Source organism: Streptosporangium sp. NPDC006013 (assembly GCF_040614275.1).
Lineage (GTDB): Bacteria > Actinomycetota > Actinomycetes > Streptosporangiales > Streptosporangiaceae > Streptosporangium.
Genome location: NZ_JBEXUE010000040.1, coordinates 1 through 17,502, shown reverse-complemented (window position 1 = coordinate 17,502; position 17,502 = coordinate 1). Strand labels below are relative to the sequence as shown.

Below are 17,502 nucleotides of genomic sequence, written 5' to 3'. Positions count from 1 at the left end.
CCGATGGACGGACTCTCCCGGAAGGCACGCTCATCACCATCGACGGGACCGGCGGAGAGGTCGTCATCGGCAGCCGACGGTCCCGGTGGGTCCGGGTTTCCGGTGGCCACGTCCCACAAGATGGTCTCGTCCTCCTCGGGACACCGGTGTCAGCCGAGCTTGGCCTTGACGTAGATGGGCTTGTGGTCGGAGGAGGCGGCACCCTGCGCCACATGACACCTGGTCACGCTTCCCCTGGGGGCGAAGAGGTAGTCGAGTTTGCGCTTCGAGACGCCGCCGTCCTCGCGGACGTGCTTCTCGGTCCACCGTCCGTCGCGGTCGCCGTTCTGGTCGCACTCGGCGTAGGCCGCGTAGACGGGCGCCAGGATGCGTCTCTTCACGGCGGTGCTCTGCCCGCTGTCCGGCGGGGCCAGGTTGAGGTCCCCGCCGAAGACGGCACGGTAGCCGGGCTTGGCCGCCGCCGCCAGCAACTCCTCGACCTGCCTCTTCCGGAAGGGCGCGTCGGGCTCCCTGTCGTCGTAGGACAGGCCGGCGCTGAGGTGGGTGCCGCAGACGTTGACCCTCCTGGCCGGGATCGCGGCGCAGAGCGCCATGCGCTTGACGTACCACGGCGGGGAGGTCAGCCCGTGGTCCTGGAAGGTGGCCGCGTGGTCGGCGACCGCGACGGTGACGGCGATATCGCCCCGCGGGTGTCCCTGCCGGTCGGGGGCGCAGACCTTCGGCGAGCCGTCCTTCCAGGTGAGGATCGACGAGCGCACCGTCCAGGCGCGCCCGGTCTGCTGCTCCAGCAGGCTCTCCAGCGTGGCCGTCCCACCCGAGCAGAACTCCTGCAGGAAGATCACATCCGGCTTGATCGGCTGGCTGGTCGCGTACCAGCCGACCTTCGCGGCCACCTCCCCCATGCTCCTGCCGTAGAAGAAGCAACCGGCGTTGGTGCCCGCGCAGACGTTCCAGCTCATCACCGAGATGGCGGAGGACAACGTCCGGGCCTGGGCCTGTCCGCCGAGGAGAGGAACCGTCACGACCGCCAGGGCGGCCGCCACCAGCTCCCGTGGGATCAACGCCGCCACCAGTCGTCGAGTGGGGTGACTGGAACGGCCCGCTTGTGCCGGGTCGCGAGGTACACCGACTCCACCTTCGCCGCCAGGTCCGGCGTGACGTCGGCACCTTCCAGATAATCGTCGATCTGGGTGTACTTCAGGCCGAGTGCCACCTCGTCGGGCAGCGCGGGCCGGTCGTCCTCAAGGTCGGCGGTCGGCACCTTCTCCCAGACGCTCGGTGGTGCGCCCAACTCCTGCAGCAGGGCGGCGCCTTGGCGCTTGGTCAGTCCGGTCAGCGGGGTGACGTCGACACCGCCGTCGCCGTACTTGGTGAAGAAGCCGGTCACCGCCTCGGCCGCGTGGTCGGTGCCCACGACGAGCAGGCCCAGCTGCCCGGCGATCGAGTACTGGACCACCATGCGTTCGCGGGCCTTGATGTTGCCGCGCACGAAGTCCCGCAGCCTGGGCTCATCGCCCAGCAGCTCCAACAATCCGAGCGCCGCCTCGGCGGCGACGGCGTCCGCGCTCGGCTTGACGTTCACCGTGATCGACCGGTCGGGCCGGATGAACTCCAGCGCGATCTGCGCGTCGTGCTCGTCGGCCTGCACGCCGTAGGGCAGCCGCACCGCGACGAAGGTGGCCGCATGCCCTTCGGCACGCAGCTCCTCGCTGGCGAGCTGGCACAACCTGCCGGTCAGCGTGCTGTCCTGGCCGCCACTGATCCCGAGCACGTAGCCCTTGGCCGGGGTCGACCGCAGGTAGTTCTTGAGGAAGTCGACCCGTTGCCGGATTTCGACTTTGGGGACAATGGTCGCCTTGACACCGAGTTCAGCGAGAATCTGCTCCCGTAGGTTCGCCACCCACGTACTGTACTGGCCGGAATCGCCCCGACGGCGATGTTCGATGTCGGCTGTAGGGTTCGCCGTCATGCGTACCCTTTCGCCCTGCTGATGGCCGGCGTACTCGCGAGTGTGTCGCTCACCGGTACGGAGAGGGCGGGCTCGAACGGACCCGCCCCGGCCGCTTCGACCCACAGTGCGGCTCCGAAACGCCACCAAAATGGACCGAAGGGTCTTTAAGGGCATCGCAAGGCATTTGTAAGCTTCCCGACTTATCACTGAGGGACACCGACGCCGAGGAGTCCCCCATGAGCAGCCTCCTACACCTCTCCCGCAAGCAGCCGCGACCCGATAACCCCGTGTCACGCCGCCGGCAGGCCGCCGTCGCCGTGACCGGCACCCTCCTGCTGAGCCTGACCGGCGCCGTTTCACTGGCACAGCCGGCGGCCGCCGCGTCCGCACCGTTGAAAGGCGCCGGAGCCTGCGCGAACATCGACGTCGTCTACCGGCCCCAGTCCGCGTTCCCCGACACCAGCCGGGGACGTTTCGACTTCAGGGCGCAGGCGACCACCATCGAGACAGCGGTTCTGTGTCTCGTCAACGCCGAACGGACCGGCCTGAAGCCGCTGCAGAGATACCTCTCGCTGGGCAAGAAGGGTGCCCCCACACTCGCCGACGCCGCGGCCAGGCACGCCGCGGACGCCGTCAGACTGCGCTGGTGGGGAAAGGTGGAGCCGGGTAAGAACTGCCGCCCCGTGCAGGGCAACCCCGGCCAGTGCGACCCGCACATCAACCCGCAGACCGGCTCGACCCCGCTGAGCCGCGCCCAGGCGGTGGGCTACGGTCGCCGCTGCGCCTCGTTCTCCGTCGGCGAGAACACCTACGCGGGGTGGGGAACCTCTTCTGTCACGCCGCGGGCGGCTGTCACCTGGTGGATGAACAGCAAGCCACACCGCGACACCATCCTCAACCCGGCTTACACCGAGCTGTACACCAAAGCGGTCTGGGGAAGCGCGGATCCGGCCGCCGGGTCCATCACCCCGGCCGCGACCTACGTGCAGATGTTCGGACGCTGCGGCTGACGCCGCCGTCCGTCATGCCGAGCCACCCGGCGACGAGCTTTGAGAGTCCGCAGCCACGGTGCGGTCGGCCGACGACGTACGGCCCGGAAAGGGGTCATCGCCGTGCATGGAGATCATTTTGCTAGGAGGTCTCGGCAGGGTTCGCGGCCATGCGTACCTTTTTCACCCTGCTGATGGCCGGCGTGCTCGCGAGCATGTCGCTCATGATCAGTGGCAGACGTCCGGACAGGGCCACAGCTTTCCGGCTGTAATGCGGGCGATACTTTCAGCGATGTCGTGGCAGGGACACGCGAGAGACTCCACCCACAGGCCCCTCTGACGAGAGCAGCACATGTCGAAATCAAAGAGGAAAAGTGCTGCTCGCCCGAATATGCAACAAATCCGCCAGGACACTCCGCCCGACGACCCGCCACCGAAAAGTCTGGGTGAAAAACTACTTTCCGGCCCTCGTTTCATTCTTGCCACTGTACTGACCGTGGCGATCGGCGCAGCCATTCCCAAGATAGTGGAGATATCCTCGGAGCGACTTCTCCCTGATATCCATGCGGTGGCCAAAGAGGATGAGACCGGCATCAACGACTGGTCTCAAGTGACCGCGGACGCCATTGACTTCAGGACGGCACGACAGCTGTCCAGTGGCGGCGAGCTCTTCAACGACCCCGCCGTCAAAGCGCGTCTGGTCAAGGCCAACCTGCAGGGGGCGAAGCTGATCATCGAAGGATCTCGGACGGAAGCCATCAGAATTGTCGGCATACGGGCCAGGGTCCTGAAGGTTACCCCCGTCATATCAGGAACATTATTCCGATACGGCCCCCAAGGAGCAGAAAAGAGCTTAAAGGTGGGCTTCGACCTGAAGTCGCCGAATCCTATCGCACGGGAAGTGCTGGATTCACTCTCGCCAACCGTCAAGCTCGGCGCATATTACTTCGCCTCGCAGAGCGAACTGCTCAAGAAGGGCGAATCCAAGGTGTTCGAGATAACCACCATCGCAGGACCGCATACGTATGAGTGGGATATCCAGATAGACCTGGCGGCACAAGGAAGAACGTGGTCCATACATCGCCCGGACAAGCCTTTTCGCGTTTCAGGACTGTCCGGAAAATACGTTCACCAGTACGATTACACGCTGGGTCCCAACCGCTGGGATCGTATCAAAATTAAGTGAGGCGGGGATGTGAGGGTGAGCACCGGCCTCCGCATGGCCATACTTGCGATTTCAGGACTGGCCTCCTTCGCTCTGTCGCAGTACGTGCTGCGCGCAGCGGCGCCGGAAATCATGAAGGACGGCACGGGCGTCAACATACACTCGAAAGCCGAACTGCTCCAACTGCTCCCCGGACTGGGAGACATCGCCGGACTGTCCGGGGCGTCGGACGAAAGGTGGATGGATGGTTTTGGTCACGTAAACCTCTACGACTGTCTTCCGAACCTGAACGAAAGTACCGTCGACATTGCCCCGCCATACATCGAGGCGGAGTTCACAATGGAGAACAGAGGTTTGGTGTCCATTGCATTTGGTCGTATCGCACCAGCCGACGTCAAAAAGGCTCAGGACGCGCTCCGCGAGCCGAAAGAGCTCTGCTCCGAAAAGGGTTCAAGATACGGAGAGTACGGATCCGACGGTCTTTGGACGTTCGCCCGGCATTCTATCTCACCTTTGGGCGACGCCTCGCTCGCATACAAATACAACCATGAACCGGACTCGACGGCGTACCGAAGCAGTGAGGGGCAGGTGGTGTACACGATCTCAAACGGCTGGGGCCTGACCGCCGTCACCGACGAGGCATCCGGTGCGGCACTGAATTCGTTGCTGCCCCTGATACTGGCTCGCCTGGACGGAGCGGTTGGCACGAAGTTCCTGCGATGAGCCTGCCCAGGAGGGCTCTTGGGGCGCCCGATGACGGCTCCGGTCGAAGCGACCGCGCCCAACCCTTGTGACCTCTCGTTCTGAGAGGTGGTCCCGGCGGTAATGACCCCACCACCTGCAGCCGCGACCTCGCCGAGTCTCTGCGCCGGCGGAACCCTGGAATCTTACAGGTTCCCAGGATCACAGCCAAGCGGTAGTTGTTACTTAATCGCTGCATGCATCCCAGGGTTAACGCATCGAAAGGCGCTTACGTGAACTCCGCGAAGACCGGCAAAGCGACCAAAAAACTCTCCGTGTTTTCCCGTATCGCTCTGGCTTTGGCCGGGGCCATGGCGACCGTGATCATTCCCAGCGCGACGGTTCCCAGCGCGGCGGCCGCCTCCGCGTCGGCTCTGGGCTGCCAGTCGACGTACGCCGTCCTGACGCATGCCAATGGGAACAAGAGTTCCTGGCGCTGCAGTGGCAGGTACTACACGAATGTCAAAGCCTCCAGCTTCTCCGCGGGGGGATGGTCCGGCACGATCAGCGCACAGGGTTCAAACGGTCTCTGGTTCTACCGCTACTTCTGCGACTTCAATGTCATAAATTTGAGCGGCATATTCGTTGAGTACGTCGAACTTTCGGCGACGAAGGCACCTCACTGCTCGTAGCAGCGCGGCACTTCGTCACCTGCTTTGCCCGGGTGACCGACCCCGCCCTCCAGAGAGGGCGGGGCGATCGTGCTCGCGCCGGCCACCGGGGGCGAGTTGCGGCCCGCCGCGGCAAAACCCCGAGGGGTTAAAAAACCCGAATGACGAGACGATCAGCTCGTCTCGTCATTCGGGCCGGGATCGGATCGGGCGCCTGAGTCCCGATTGACCGGTCAGCGTGTCAGCGCAGGACCCACAACTGCCAGAAGGGGTGGTCCGAATCGCACCTGGAGTCGCTCGCGTAGCCGCTGCGCTCCAGTGCGGCCCCCTTGTCCAAGCACCGCAAGTAGGACGAGAACGTGTCGTAGTACCGCCACGTGGCCAGGACGGATTGCGCGGAGGTGGCAGTCGACGACGCGGCCGAAGCCGTGCCGGCCCCGATTCCTCCCACTCCTACTGTCATGAACAGGGTTGTGCCAAGTACGGCTGCACGGATCCTTGCTCGGCTTTTCATGGCCTCTCCAAGATCGCAGGGACTTGTCGCAGGCGACGCTACCCGCTCCTCGCGATCATGCCAATGCTTGATCAAACGCTTGATCAAAAACCTTGAGGCCGCCATCTCGGCCAGAAGCACGACCCGGGCGGCGGCGCCCCGGCCGTCGACGTACTCGTGCAACAGCACGATCCATCCCTCTACCTCGCCGCTCCACCGTAGGCGGGGCGGCAGTGCGGCGCTCCTCAGGGAAGCCACTCCCGCAGTCCGGGGAGATGCCCGAGTTCCGACTCGATGCGTTGCCTGTCGTCGGTGCTGAGCTCCAGACCGCGCAAGTCGGCGGCCCACGGATCGGTGGGCTCGCCGAGGATCACTGCCAGGTCGATGAGGTGGCACAGGGCGATGCCCCGCTCGACCACCGGAGCATCCGCGCCGTGCCTGCGCAGCGCGGACTTGAGCGCACGGAAAGCCTGCAGATCATCGTTCTTGAACTCGCGCAGGATCCGGACGTTGTCGAGCGCCCTGGCCAGGCCCGTCAGCTTCTTCGAGCCGCCGTACTCCACTTCGACCGGCTCGTCGCGCTGGATGAATATGATCGAGTTCCCGGACGGATCCATCAGCGTGAACCGGGACGCGCCCGGCCGGTAGCGGGTGATCCGCGGAAGGCCGGAACTCAGCACCTTTCCGTAGACCCGGCGCATCGCCCCGACGAACGCCGCGTGGTACGGCGCCACGGCGTCGACCATGACCAGGCAGCCTCCGGACTCCTCCCGGGCCGGGTCCAGCCCCTTGGGCGCCGGGCCGAAGTGCAGTTGGAATCCGCTCAACCGCAGCGCCAGATAGACATAGGGCTTGCTCTGTTTGTAGGTGGCTTCGAACCCCAGCGCCTCATAGAACGCCAAGGTGTTCTCCACCGACGCGCACGGCATCAACGGCACCGTCGTCTCGTTCGGCCGAAGCGCAGTCTCACTCACGTCATTCCACCTTCCGGGTCGTCCGACGAGGCTTGCACCCTTCGGCGAAACTCGCACATGGATCGTTCCCGGCCGGTGTGCGCCAGTCCCGAAGCGCGCCTGGGACATACCTTCGGGGCCCATCGCGCGGCCCAGACCGGAATCCCCAGCCTGGGAACGACCGGCGGGCCTGCCGGTCGGCCCGACCTCCGCCCCCGTGGTTGGAGGTCGGGTGACTCTCGTACAGCAATCCCGCTACTCGCGGGTGCACGCCGGAAAGACGTGCCGGCCGATTCGGAGGGCTACGAGACGTCCACTCCGCTGCCGCTACCGCGGTCGTCGAGGACGAGGGCGGCCCGTCCGTTGACGGTGTAGCGGATGTGCGTGACCTCGGGGGTGTGGATCACTCTGGTGGGCGTGAGCTCGATCGCCTCCTTCTCGGCGAGGTCGAGGCCGGCGTCGAGCAGGCGCATCCCCGTGCCGAGTACGGCCGGGACGATATGCAGTTCCAGCTCGTCCAGCAGCCCGGCCTGGAGCACCTGGCGTAGCAGGCTCCCCCCTCCGGCGACCGCCACGTTCTTACCCCGCGCGGCGGCGCGTGCCTGCTCCACGGCGCTGGCGATACCGTCGGTCACGTAGGTGAAGCTCGTCCCGCCCTGACGCACCAGGGTCTCGCGGGGGCGGTGGGTCACGACGAACACCGGCGCGCGAAACGGCGGCTCGTCACCCCAGGGAACCTCGCCTCCGTCCGCCATGTTCCGCCCCATGACGTAGGCTCCGGCGGCCTCGAACGACTCGGCGATGATGTCGGAGTTGACGTCCTGCTCACCACCCGCGAAGCCCTGCCGCTCGCGCCAGGCCATGGCGCCGATCACCCACCGGGTGACCCGGAAGAAGCCCGCGGCCTCCGCCGACTCCATCCAGTCCCTCGCCTCGCCGCTGTGCCGCGGGCCGGCGTAGTGGCCGTCGAGTGACACCGACATCTGTGCCGTCACCTTTGTCATGTCGCTTCGCTCCTGTTCCGGCGGCCCCTGGGTGGGACCCGCTCGGTAGAGAGTCGGAGCCGCGGACCGGATCTCTACCTGCCCGCGCCGATATTTTGCCGCCGTTCGAACCCCGCCGCCGGATCGCGCCCGGTGGCCACACCCCACAGGATGACCCTGCCCTCGCCGTACAGCCGACCGGACGAGGTGGGCGGCCCGGTCACGAGGCCGCGCGTCCTCGACCGGTTTCCCGTCGAGCCGCGTCACCCAGGTCTCGTCCGCGGTCATCTCCTACCGGCGCGTGACCTCCCACTACGACGCGACGCCGGTGTCGTCCGCGGCGCGGGGACGCCCGGCATGGCGGACGGCCCCGGCGAGGAAGATCAGGATCGCCCCCGCGAGGTAGAGGAGCCCGGCCGCGGCCGCCAGCCACGGGACCATGTCCGAGTACCGCCCCACCTGCCCCTCCCGTATCCGCAGGCCGGTTTCCGGTGCCAGCAGGCCGAAGAGAAGATAGAGCACCGTGTACGGCCCGAGCCCCAGCACCACGACGGCCCGCGCTCCCGCGCTCCCGGCCCGCCGCCACGCCAGGACCGCCATGGCCAGCGTGACCACACCGGCCACGGCGTAGCTCCACATGTACCACTGGAGACTGCTCACCGTTATCTCCAGGGAGGTGTCCACACCGTAGCCGGGCTTGTAGCCGGCCGCCAGCTCCCGCTGAAGGGGAGGCAGGAGAACGAGGGCGACTGCCGCGATCGCCAGCTCGCACACGGACGCCGCCAGCAGGCACATGGCGGCACGCCCCGCACGCCGCGTCCTCCATCCCCTCACCGCCACTCCCTTCACAGAGCGATCATGGGAGAGTTCTCTTGGAAGACGCTTGCGGATCGCTGCCTCAGCCGCCGGCGCCACCACACGGCGGCCCCCCTTCCACCGTGAACGCCGGAAGGCGCATGGGTTGCCGCCGTTCGCTCACCTCGCCAGACGCTGTGCGAGATCGACCAGCTCCGGCAGGCGCAGCACCCGCTCGCCGGCCCCTGGCAGGGGGACGTGCAGAGGTTCGGTCCAGCGCACGGGGATGGCGTCGGCTCCGTAGAGCGCACCGGCGAGACCGCCGGTGACCGCGGCAACGGTGTCGGTGTCGCCGCCCAGGTCGATCGCGACGCGTACTGCGTCCGCATAGCTGGAAGTGGTACGCAGTGCCCAGAGCGCCGAGCCGAGGCAGGGCCAGACGGCACCGTTGAACTCGGTGGCCTCCCCGGCATCCCAGCCGCCACCACCGCACATCTCGTTCTCCTTGCCGGGAACGGGAAACGCGTCCTTCCACCGGGCCGAAGCGCGCCTTGTACAGGTCGAGCAAGGCCAGGTGAGACGGGACAACTTTTTCGTGGTGACTGGAAATGATGCTTCATCCGCGCACATAGGCAGGGTTGTCCGTTAAGTGAGTTGATGAGGAGAGTTGCCATGGGACCGCCCGTGGATGACGAGCGGCTGGTCAGATTCGAGGCTGTCTACAACCAGGCCTACGGCCAGATCACGGCCTATGCCGCGCGCCGCTGTGATTCGCCGCAGGACGCCGCGGACGTTGTGGCGGAGACCTTCACCACTGCCTGGCGGCGGGTGGACGAGCTACCGGAGGGAGAGGAGGCCACGCTCTGGCTGTACGGCGTGGCGCGCAAGATACTGGCCAACCACTACCGAGGTGACAACCGTCGACGGGCACGCCGTGTCGGGCTCGATGCCAAGATGGCCGACCTGTATGGGGACTCCCCGGACAGCAAGGTCGAGCTCGAAGCGATCGGCCAGGTCTTCCGCACCCTGTCCGACGATGACCGCGAACTGCTGTCGCTGGTCGCCTGGGAAGGCCTGGATCGCGAGGAGATCGCGACAGCACTCGGGGTGTCGCGCAATGCCGTACGCATCAGGCTTCACCGTGCCCGCAGGCGCTTCTCCCGAGCCCTCGCAGAGGCCGGTGTCCGCTTCACCGCAGAGAGCCGGTTGGTACCGGCGGAAAGGCCGCTATGAAGAACATCGACGAGATCGAGATGGTGAAGTCGCTGGCCAGGGTTGAACCGGGCAGGCAGGGAGGTAGCCCGGCCGACGCGGAGGCGCGGGCGTTGCTGGCCGCGATCACCTCGGAAGAGCCGGGCACGGTGACGAGGACCCGCGGGTATGCCCCTCGACGGCTTGCCCTGGGATTGGCGGCCGCGGTCGTGCTCGCCACGGGTGCGGTGCTGGGCCCGAGCCTGCTGGAGGACGGTTCCGGAGTGTCGACCTCCTGGGCCGTCACCAAGGCTGCCAACGGGATGGTGACCATTCAGGTCCGTGACTTCCGTGATGCCGCGGGGTTGGAGAAGCGGCTGAAGGACCTCGATGTTCCCGCCATCGTCGACTACGTTCCCTGGAGACAGCGATGCCGCCAACCACGCGGCAAGCACGTGACGGACATCCCCCAAGGTCTGTACAGCCGACCGGAGAACATCCCCGGCGAGAAGCACGGCTGGCAGATGCGGATCGACACCAAGCTGTTCAGACCGGGCCAGACCTTCGTCTGGACCATCAGCGCCCCTGAGAGCGGGGAAAGCAGCAGCACCAGCACCTATCTCATGGAGGGGCCGGTGGCGTCCTGCGTACCCGTGCCTGCCCCCGACCCGAGGGAGATCAAATCGAAATTCCGGAGTGCGACGCTCAAAGGCCGCTCGCTGGAGGGGTTCCGCGTGGACGAGAAGACCGTCGGCGAGGTCCTGCCGGAGCTCAAGAAGCGTGGCAGGAAGGTCCTCTTCCTGATCATCTCCATCCCACCGGGGAACCCCGGAGGTTTCGGTGAGGAGCGCACGCAGGAGGAGCCCGTCGGCGACGACTGGATCGTCTGGGAGGCGGAGGAGAACGCCAAGGGGGTGATCCGCCTGCTCGTCACCGAAAAGCGCTACGACAGGAACCCCGTCTACTGAGGCTCGCGAGACACCGCCATCACCGATTAAAACCCGGTGGACACGCTGCTCGCGGAGACCGTACGGCCTAGTCCCCCCATGACTCCCGCCGCCCAGAGCGCTACGCCGATGTAGAGAACCTGCTCGGGGATGCGCTCCTCTAAGGAGTCCAGCCGCCGGTCCGGCACGATTTTCTGTCATATTCCGGCCACCTCCGCGAAGCTGTCGAACTACCACGCCAGCGACGGCGTCTATGTGACCGACAACCACACGTTGCGAGACGAGGCTGCGATGGCGACCCCCCTGCTTCCTGGCGACCCTCGGCAACTGGGCTCCTATTGGCTGGCACGGCGGCTTGGTGCCGGTGGTCAGGGCGTCGTCTACGAGGGGTATGACAGCGCGGGCGGGCGGGTGGCGGTCAAGGCGCTGCGCGGCGCCGTCATCACCGCCTACCACCGCGACCAGTTGCGCCGGGAGGTGGCGGCGCTGGGCCGGGTGGCGCCCTACTGCACGGCGCGGATCATCGAGGTCAATCTCGATCATGTGCCGCCGTACCTGGTCAGTGAGTACGTGCCCGGGCCGGATCTGCACAACGGGATCAGGCAGCACGGCCCGTGTGACGACGGCGAGCTGACCCGGCTGGCGATCGGCATCGCGACCGCTCTGTGCTCCATCCACCGGGCGGGGGTGACCCATCGGGACTTGAAACCGGCCAACGTGTTGCTGGGCCCGGACGGGCCCCGCGTCATCGACTTCGGCATCGCCCGCACCGAGGAGATGTCGAGCAGCACGACCGGGCTGATCAAGGGCACGCTGCCGTGGATGGCGCCGGAGCTGTTCCAGGGCCAGAGCGTCTCGCCTGCCGTGGATGTGTGGGCGTGGGGAGCGATCGTGCTGTTCGCCGCGACGGGCACGCCGCCGTTCGCCGGTGAGTGGCCGCAGATAGCTCACCACATCCTCAACCACCACCCCGACACCTCGGTCCTGGATGAGCCGCTCCGCCATCTGGTGGAGCGGGCGCTGGCCAAGGACCCCGCGGATCGGCCGAAAGTCGAGGACCTGCTCCTTGGCCTGGTCGGCGTGGCGGATCTGGCCACGGCCGAGAAGGAGGCCGCTGCCGGACAGGCGACCGCGGCGCAGTCCCGGGGCGAGCCGGCGGAGGAGGTGTTCGCCCGTCTCGGTACGAGCGCGCAGGAGGCCGTCCCCCGGATGTTCCTGCGCCTGGTCGCCCCCGGCGAACACGCCGAGGACAGCCTGCGCTCGGCCCGCGGAACCGACTTCGCCGACGGCCAGACCAGCGAGCAGGACATCGAGCAGGTCCTGCGGGCCTTCACCGAGGCCGAGATCCTCACCTGGCAGGACGATCTGGTCATGCTCTCCAGCGCCGCGCTGATCCGGGCCTGGCCCCGCCTGCGCGAATGGGTGGAGGCCGAACGTGAGGGCTTGAGCGTCCATCAGGGCTTTGCCGGCGCGTCCCGGCTCTGGGACGACCACGGCCGCAAGAACAGCGACCTGTTTCAGGGAACGGCCCTGACCCGCGCACAGTCCTGGACGGCCACCGCCCGCCGTCTCACCCTCAACCACACCGAGCAGGCATTTCTCCATGCGTGTGCGGCGCTTGCCCGCCGCCGGGGCCGCCTTCGCGCTCTGCTGAGTGCGGTGCTGGCGATCCTGCTCCTGCTGGCCGGCACCACGGCGGCCATCGCGGTCGTCCAGGGCCGGAGCCTGCAGGACAGGAACCTGACCATCTCCCGGCAACTGGAGCAGGCCGTCGGCACCCGTGTGGCGGGACTGGCCACCACGATGCGCCGTGCCGATCCGCTCACCGCCAAACGGCTCGCGGTCGCCGCGGCGAGCCTGGCACCCGGCAGTCACGAGGCCCGCCACGCCCTGCTGACGCTGTACAACCAGGCCGAGCAGTACACCTACGGCCCACCCGGGGTCGAGGGATGGCGTTCGGACGGTGATGGCACCGGCCACCTGCGGGTCTATGCCCGAGGCAACGAGGTGAAGGTCGCCGACGTCGACGCGCGCACGGTGATCCGGTCGTTCACCTTCCCCGGCAAGCCCTTGGACACCCGGCTCCTCGCCGGGCCAAGCCTCAGCGGTGACGGCAAGGTCCTGGCACTGCTCCAGCAGGACCGCACCATCACCCTGTTCGACACGGCGACCGGACGGCCCCGGCCGGTGACCTTCCGCGCTCCCACGGTGTTCTTCGGCCTGGACACCACGGGCGAACGACTGCTGATCTCCGAGGAGGCCGGTACCGGCCTGTGGGACACCTCCTCCGGCAAGCGCCTGGTAAAGATCCCCTACCTGCTGGCATCGGCCGAGATCACCCCTGACGGGCGGTATCTGATCACCCCGCGCGAGACGTCGCTGGACTTCTGGGACCTGCGCACCGGCCGTAAGGCACGCACCCTGCGGCTGGTCACCGGCACGGAAGAGATCTCGAGGATCACGCTCAGCCCCGACGGCAGGCTGCTTGCCCTGAGACAGGGCAAGCGGTTGGGGGTCGTCCCCTTCGCCCGGCTGGATCCGTCCGAGGTGAGGTGGCGGACCATTCGCCAGTCCGCCCGCAACGAGGGGATCATCTTCAGCGCCAACAGCAGGTACGTCTCCTTCAAAGGCACCATCTGGGACACCAAGGACATCTCGGTCTGGGGGGATGCCGGGGGCTATGACGATCAGCCGATCTTCACGTACGCCAACACCGAATGCTTCCAGTACGTGTTCGGGCCCGGTGACCGCACCTTGCGGTGTGTCGAGGACGCCGACCTTTCCGCCGTCGTCGTGGTGTCCCTCGCCGCGGTCCTCGGCCCGGTCCCCCTCCACCCCGACGGCTATGGCATCAGCGCGGCGCTCAGCGACGACGGTTCGACCCTCGCGGTCGGAGACCACAACTCGGTGGCGATCTGGGATCCCATCACGATGGCACGCCGGAACACGCTCCCCATCAGCTGGCAGCCCGGCGCCGGACAGCCACTGTCCCGAGACGGCCGGCTCCTGGCCGTTATCACCGGGAACGGGGGCATCGACATCTGGGACGTGGTCTCCGCGACCAGGAGAACCACCCTGGCCACCCGGCATCAGCTGAGCGACTCCCCCTTCGCGTTCTCGCCCGACGGCAGGACCCTGGCCGTGCTCACCAAGGACGACACCGGAAAAGAAGCATCCCTCCTGGAACTGTGGGACGTCGCCTCGGGAACCCGGCGCGCCGCGGTCTCCGGACGACCCGCCGCCGGGCAATTCGAGCCCTTCGGCATCTACACCGCGGTCTATCGGATCCTGTTCAGCCGCGACGGGCGCACCGTCGTCTCCGCCCCGGACCAGGGCGTCATCGAAACCGCCACCGGCAAGCGACTGGTCCCCCCCAACCCGGGTGTGAGCCAACCCATGACGCTGAGCGCGAACGGACTCCTCGCGAACAACCACTACCACGGCAGGCTCACGCTCTGGGACGGCCGGTCGCTCCAGCGGGTGGGGACGGCGACCATCGGCGGCGCCCCCGCGGCCTTCTCACCCGACGGGCATCTGCTGGCCGTGGCAGACGGAAGCAACCAGGTCCGGCTGTGGGATGTCACCACCAGCCGGCCTCTCGGACTTCCGCTCGCCGGCTTCTTCCACCCGAAAGATTCCCTTGGGGTCAGCTCTCTCAAGTCGCTGGGCTTCGCCCCGGATGGGTCGGCCGTGCTCGCCATCGACTCCCGAGGCCGTCTCCGCACTCACCTCATCGCCCCCGACAAGATCAAGACGGTGCTGTGCGCCCAGGCCGGCCCCCTGTCCGAAGCGGACTGGAAACGCCACATCCCCGAACTTCCCTACCGAAAGACCTGCTGACAATGCCAGAACCCAGTGCTTCGATCGCGTCCTTCTGGGATGCCTTCGCCGCCTCCTTCGACGAGGAGGCCGACCATGGTCTTCACGATCCCGAAGTCAAGGCCGCGTGGGCAGAGCGCCTGCGCTCGTGGATTCCTCCTTCGCCTGCCGATGTCCTGGATCTGGGGTGCGGCACCGGCTCGTTGTCCTTGGTGCTCGCCGAGCAGGGCCACCGGCCGGTCGGGGTGGATCTGGCGCCACTGATGGTCGAGCAGGCCCGGCGCAAGCTCACCGCGGCCGGCTTCGATGCGCCGATGATGGTGGGTGACGCGAGTGACCCGCCCGCGCAGGCGGGGACGTCCTTCGATGTGATCCTCTCCCGTCACCTGCTGTGGACCCTGCCCGATCCACAGGAGGCGTTGCGCCGATGGATCGGCCTGCTGCGCCCTGGCGGGCGCCTGGTCCTCATCGAGGGACGCTGGGCGACCGCCGAACCGGCTGAGGGCCAGTCCTACGAGGTCGGATCCGAGGCGATGCCGTGGATGGGCGGGGTCGAGGCCGAGCAGCTTGTGCAGGCACTGCGACCGCTGGTGAAGACGTTGCGCGTCGAGCCGCTCCTCGATTCGATTCTGTGGGGGCGGCCCATCCAAGACGAGCGATATGCCGTTATCGCCTTCGCGTAGCCGGAAGTGGTACGCAGGGCCCGCCGACGAACTTGGACTGGAAGTAGTTGTAGACGGTGTTCACCGACACCTCGGCGGCCGCGGCGACCTCGGCGATCGTGACGTGCTCGAAGCCGCGCTCCACGAACAGGCCGATGGCCACCTCGTAGATACGCTGCCGGGTCTGCCGCTTCTTGCGCTCCCGCAGCCCTTCGGTCATGTTCCGAAGCCTACTTCAAACTTTAAGTCCATTGCAGTTTTGCAATGGACTGCGGTTTCTTCGGCGGCATGCCCACACCGGATCATTTCCGCCCTGAGGGCCGGACATGATCGCCCGCAGCCGTACTGTACGTCCCGCGCGTCCGGATCACTGCTCATTATCGAGAGCGATGCTCTTGACTCGTACACACCCATGCGAGAGCATTGCTCTCATAAAGGAACACTGCTCTAAAGGAGTGTCATGAAGGTTCTCTACGCCGGCCCGTCGATCGAGCGCCTGCATGAGGAGTACGCCAAGAAGGGGCGACTCGACGAAAACGCACCCGTCAAGTCCTCGGCCTCGATCGTCATCGACGCCCCCGCAGAAAAGGTCTGGAAGCTGCTCGCCGACATGAACGACTGGCCGGAGTGGCGCTCGGACGCGTACGTCGTCGAGCTCGGCGAGATGAAGCCGGACGCAACCTTCCGCTGGAACATCCAGGGATCGGCGATCAGGTCGACCTTCGCCGTGGTGGAGCCGGAGCGGGAACTCGCCTGGACCGGTGTCGCGATGGGCTACATCAAGGCCGTCGACCGGATGCGGCTGGACGTGACCGAGAACGGGCGGACGCGCGTGACCATCGAGGAGTCCATGTCCGGCCCCCTGCTGACGCTCTTCTACAGCAGCGCCAAGCTCCGCAAGGGCCACGAAGACATGCTCCGCATGCTGAAGACGGCGGCCGAAGGCTAACGCATTGCGGGTGGTCGCCCCCGGCGACGGCCATCGGGGCACGGGTGGATGCTCAGGACTCACGGAGCGCCGATGGGTATTCGGGGCGTCGGCTGCTTCAGAGCGACTGCTCAATTATGGTGGCCGGCCATGAGATTCCTCATCGTCGGTGGCAGTGGTTTTCTCGGCAGCGAACTCGTCCGGCAGTGTCTGGTGGCCGAGCATGAGGTGGCTGCGACCTACCTGACCCGATCAGGAGAGACCGCGGGTGTCGAGTGGTCGCCGCTCGATGTGCGCCGACGAGAGGACGTCGACGCGCTGATCGACGCATTTCAGCCAGAGGTGGTCATCAACGCCACGTACCGGCAGACAGACTGGGCGACCACGGCGACTGGAGCCGTGAACGTGGCTCTCGCTGTCGCCGCGACAGGTGGGCGCCTGGTCCATGTGTCCAGCGACACGGTCTTCTCCGGTGCCGCGATTCGCTATGACGAGACGTGCGCCCCTGACCCGATCACCCCGTATGGTGCGGCCAAGGCCGCTGCCGAGACAGCGGTGAACGCGATCGCGCCAACCTCGGTGATAGCCCGGACATCCCTGATCATTGGCGACGGTGATTCCCCGCACGAGGCGCTGGTGCATTCACTGGCCACCGGCAAGACGAGAGGAATGCTGTTCACCGACGACGTGCGATGTCCCGTGCATGTCGTCGATCTCGCTGCGGCGCTCCTCGAACTTGCCGCATCCGAGTATCACGGCATCCATCATGTCGCTGGAACCGATGCGGTAAGCCGATACGAGCTGGGGCTGCTCATCGCCCGACGCGATGGACTCGACGCGGACCAACTACCTTCAGGCCGGCGAGCAGACACCAACGTGCCCGGCCCGATAGACGTGCGCTTGGAGTGCGGCATGACTCAGCGACGGCTTCGGACCAGGCTGCGTGGCGCGCGGCAGTTTCTGGGGTGACGTTCACCGGTGATCGCGACCTTCTCATGATGAAGATGGTCAGCGTGCAGGTTGCCTACTGTGTTCCGGTCGGGCCCGGGTTTGGGCCAATCAGTAGGACTCAGTGCCGGTTTCGATGCACGCCCCCCAATCGTCGCTTAGCGCTGTGTTCCTGAATGGAGTCAAAGATCCCTGCTGACCTGGGGTGATGACGGTCTCAGCGGGGATTGCCATGCCGAAACTGCTGCATGCGCGTCCACCGATGGACGCCGAAGAGAAACGACAGATCTGCAAGCCGGCCGGGGCCCGTCATGCCCCGGCCGACT

Annotated in this window: 19 protein-coding genes; 10 read left to right on the top strand and 9 right to left on the bottom strand. The window is 66.7% G+C overall.

The genetic code is table 11. From position 1 onward, the window contains the following. Positions 1 to 149: 149 nt before the first annotated feature. Both ABZ260_RS09145 and nadE read right to left on the bottom strand, forming a co-directional pair. Complete coding sequence (locus tag ABZ260_RS09145) at positions 150 to 1,061, bottom strand: endonuclease/exonuclease/phosphatase family protein (protein ID WP_355614767.1); 912 nt, start codon at positions 1,059 to 1,061, stop codon at positions 150 to 152. Further along, positions 1,058 to 1,900 (bottom strand): ammonia-dependent NAD(+) synthetase, encoded by an 843-nt coding sequence (nadE, locus tag ABZ260_RS09140; protein WP_355614764.1) that lies wholly within the window; start codon positions 1,898 to 1,900, stop codon positions 1,058 to 1,060. Before nadE ends, ABZ260_RS09145 begins: the two co-directional genes overlap by 4 nt. Positions 1,901 to 2,187: 287 nt before the next feature. On the opposite strand from nadE, the gene ABZ260_RS09135 reads away from it, so the two are divergent. The 4 genes from ABZ260_RS09135 (at position 2,188) to ABZ260_RS09120 (ending at position 5,478) form a co-directional block, all read left to right on the top strand. After that, a complete protein-coding gene (locus tag ABZ260_RS09135) occupies positions 2,188 to 2,961 on the top strand; it encodes a hypothetical protein (RefSeq protein ID WP_355614761.1) in 774 nt (257 codons plus the stop codon). A gap of 331 nt (positions 2,962 to 3,292) precedes the next feature. Further along, complete coding sequence (locus ABZ260_RS09130; protein ID WP_355614758.1) at positions 3,293 to 4,126, top strand: hypothetical protein; 834 nt, start codon at positions 3,293 to 3,295, stop codon at positions 4,124 to 4,126. Positions 4,127 to 4,141: 15 nt separating this feature from the next. Beyond that, positions 4,142 to 4,828 carry a hypothetical protein gene (locus ABZ260_RS09125; RefSeq protein ID WP_355614755.1) on the top strand — a complete coding sequence of 229 codons (687 nt, stop codon included), beginning with the start codon at positions 4,142 to 4,144 and terminating at the stop codon, positions 4,826 to 4,828. 251 nt (positions 4,829 to 5,079) lie between these two features. Next, positions 5,080 to 5,478 carry a hypothetical protein gene (locus ABZ260_RS09120; protein ID WP_355614752.1) on the top strand — a complete coding sequence of 133 codons (399 nt, stop codon included), beginning with the start codon at positions 5,080 to 5,082 and terminating at the stop codon, positions 5,476 to 5,478. Positions 5,479 to 5,698: 220 nt separating this feature from the next. Here ABZ260_RS09120 and ABZ260_RS09115 read toward each other — a convergent pair whose 3' ends face one another. The 6 genes from ABZ260_RS09115 to ABZ260_RS09090 form a co-directional block, all read right to left on the bottom strand. Next, positions 5,699 to 6,139 (bottom strand): hypothetical protein, encoded by a 441-nt coding sequence (locus ABZ260_RS09115; protein WP_355614749.1) that lies wholly within the window; start codon positions 6,137 to 6,139, stop codon positions 5,699 to 5,701. A 56-nt stretch (positions 6,140 to 6,195) separates the two neighbouring features. Continuing rightward, positions 6,196 to 6,924, bottom strand: a complete 729-nt coding sequence (locus tag ABZ260_RS09110) for a glyoxalase (protein ID WP_355614746.1) — start codon at positions 6,922 to 6,924, stop codon at positions 6,196 to 6,198. 281 nt (positions 6,925 to 7,205) lie between these two features. Further along, positions 7,206 to 7,907 (bottom strand): dihydrofolate reductase family protein, encoded by a 702-nt coding sequence (locus ABZ260_RS09105; RefSeq protein ID WP_355614743.1) that lies wholly within the window; start codon positions 7,905 to 7,907, stop codon positions 7,206 to 7,208. 74 nt (positions 7,908 to 7,981) lie between these two features. After that, positions 7,982 to 8,110: a hypothetical protein gene (locus ABZ260_RS09100; RefSeq protein WP_355614740.1), complete on the bottom strand. Its 129-nt coding sequence runs from the start codon at positions 8,108 to 8,110 to the stop codon at positions 7,982 to 7,984. A gap of 88 nt (positions 8,111 to 8,198) precedes the next feature. Continuing rightward, the gene (locus ABZ260_RS09095) at positions 8,199 to 8,720 is read right to left on the bottom strand and encodes a hypothetical protein (RefSeq protein WP_355614737.1); all 522 of its coding nucleotides are present in this window, start codon (positions 8,718 to 8,720) and stop codon (positions 8,199 to 8,201) included. A 141-nt stretch (positions 8,721 to 8,861) separates the two neighbouring features. Then, positions 8,862 to 9,176 (bottom strand): ADP-ribosylglycohydrolase family protein, encoded by a 315-nt coding sequence (locus ABZ260_RS09090; RefSeq protein WP_355614734.1) that lies wholly within the window; start codon positions 9,174 to 9,176, stop codon positions 8,862 to 8,864. A 177-nt stretch (positions 9,177 to 9,353) separates the two neighbouring features. On the opposite strand from ABZ260_RS09090, the gene ABZ260_RS09085 reads away from it, so the two are divergent. The 4 genes from ABZ260_RS09085 (at position 9,354) to ABZ260_RS09070 (ending at position 15,321) form a co-directional block, all read left to right on the top strand. Beyond that, on the top strand, positions 9,354 to 9,914 hold the full coding sequence (locus ABZ260_RS09085; RefSeq protein ID WP_355614731.1) for a sigma-70 family RNA polymerase sigma factor: 561 nt from the start codon (positions 9,354 to 9,356) through the stop codon (positions 9,912 to 9,914). Continuing rightward, positions 9,911 to 10,840, top strand: a complete 930-nt coding sequence (locus ABZ260_RS09080) for a hypothetical protein (protein ID WP_355614728.1) — start codon at positions 9,911 to 9,913, stop codon at positions 10,838 to 10,840. The genes ABZ260_RS09085 and ABZ260_RS09080 overlap by 4 nt, the downstream gene beginning before the upstream one ends. A gap of 129 nt (positions 10,841 to 10,969) precedes the next feature. Beyond that, positions 10,970 to 14,659, top strand: coding sequence for a protein kinase (locus ABZ260_RS09075; protein WP_355614725.1), 3,690 nt, complete (start codon positions 10,970 to 10,972; stop codon positions 14,657 to 14,659). Between the two features lie 2 nt (positions 14,660 to 14,661). Then, a complete protein-coding gene (locus tag ABZ260_RS09070; protein ID WP_355614722.1) occupies positions 14,662 to 15,321 on the top strand; it encodes a methyltransferase domain-containing protein in 660 nt (219 codons plus the stop codon). Here ABZ260_RS09070 and ABZ260_RS09065 read toward each other — a convergent pair. Then, positions 15,305 to 15,520 (bottom strand): TetR/AcrR family transcriptional regulator, encoded by a 216-nt coding sequence (locus tag ABZ260_RS09065; RefSeq protein ID WP_355614719.1) that lies wholly within the window; start codon positions 15,518 to 15,520, stop codon positions 15,305 to 15,307. The genes ABZ260_RS09070 and ABZ260_RS09065 overlap by 17 nt on opposite strands. A gap of 240 nt (positions 15,521 to 15,760) precedes the next feature. Here ABZ260_RS09065 and ABZ260_RS09060 point away from each other — a divergent pair, with 240 nt between their 5' ends. Together ABZ260_RS09060 and ABZ260_RS09055 are read left to right on the top strand one after the other, a co-directional pair. Further along, on the top strand, positions 15,761 to 16,249 hold the full coding sequence (locus ABZ260_RS09060; RefSeq protein ID WP_355614716.1) for an SRPBCC domain-containing protein: 489 nt from the start codon (positions 15,761 to 15,763) through the stop codon (positions 16,247 to 16,249). A gap of 129 nt (positions 16,250 to 16,378) precedes the next feature. Beyond that, positions 16,379 to 17,197, top strand: a complete 819-nt coding sequence (locus ABZ260_RS09055) for a sugar nucleotide-binding protein (protein WP_355614713.1) — start codon at positions 16,379 to 16,381, stop codon at positions 17,195 to 17,197. Positions 17,198 to 17,502 lie beyond the last annotated feature (305 nt).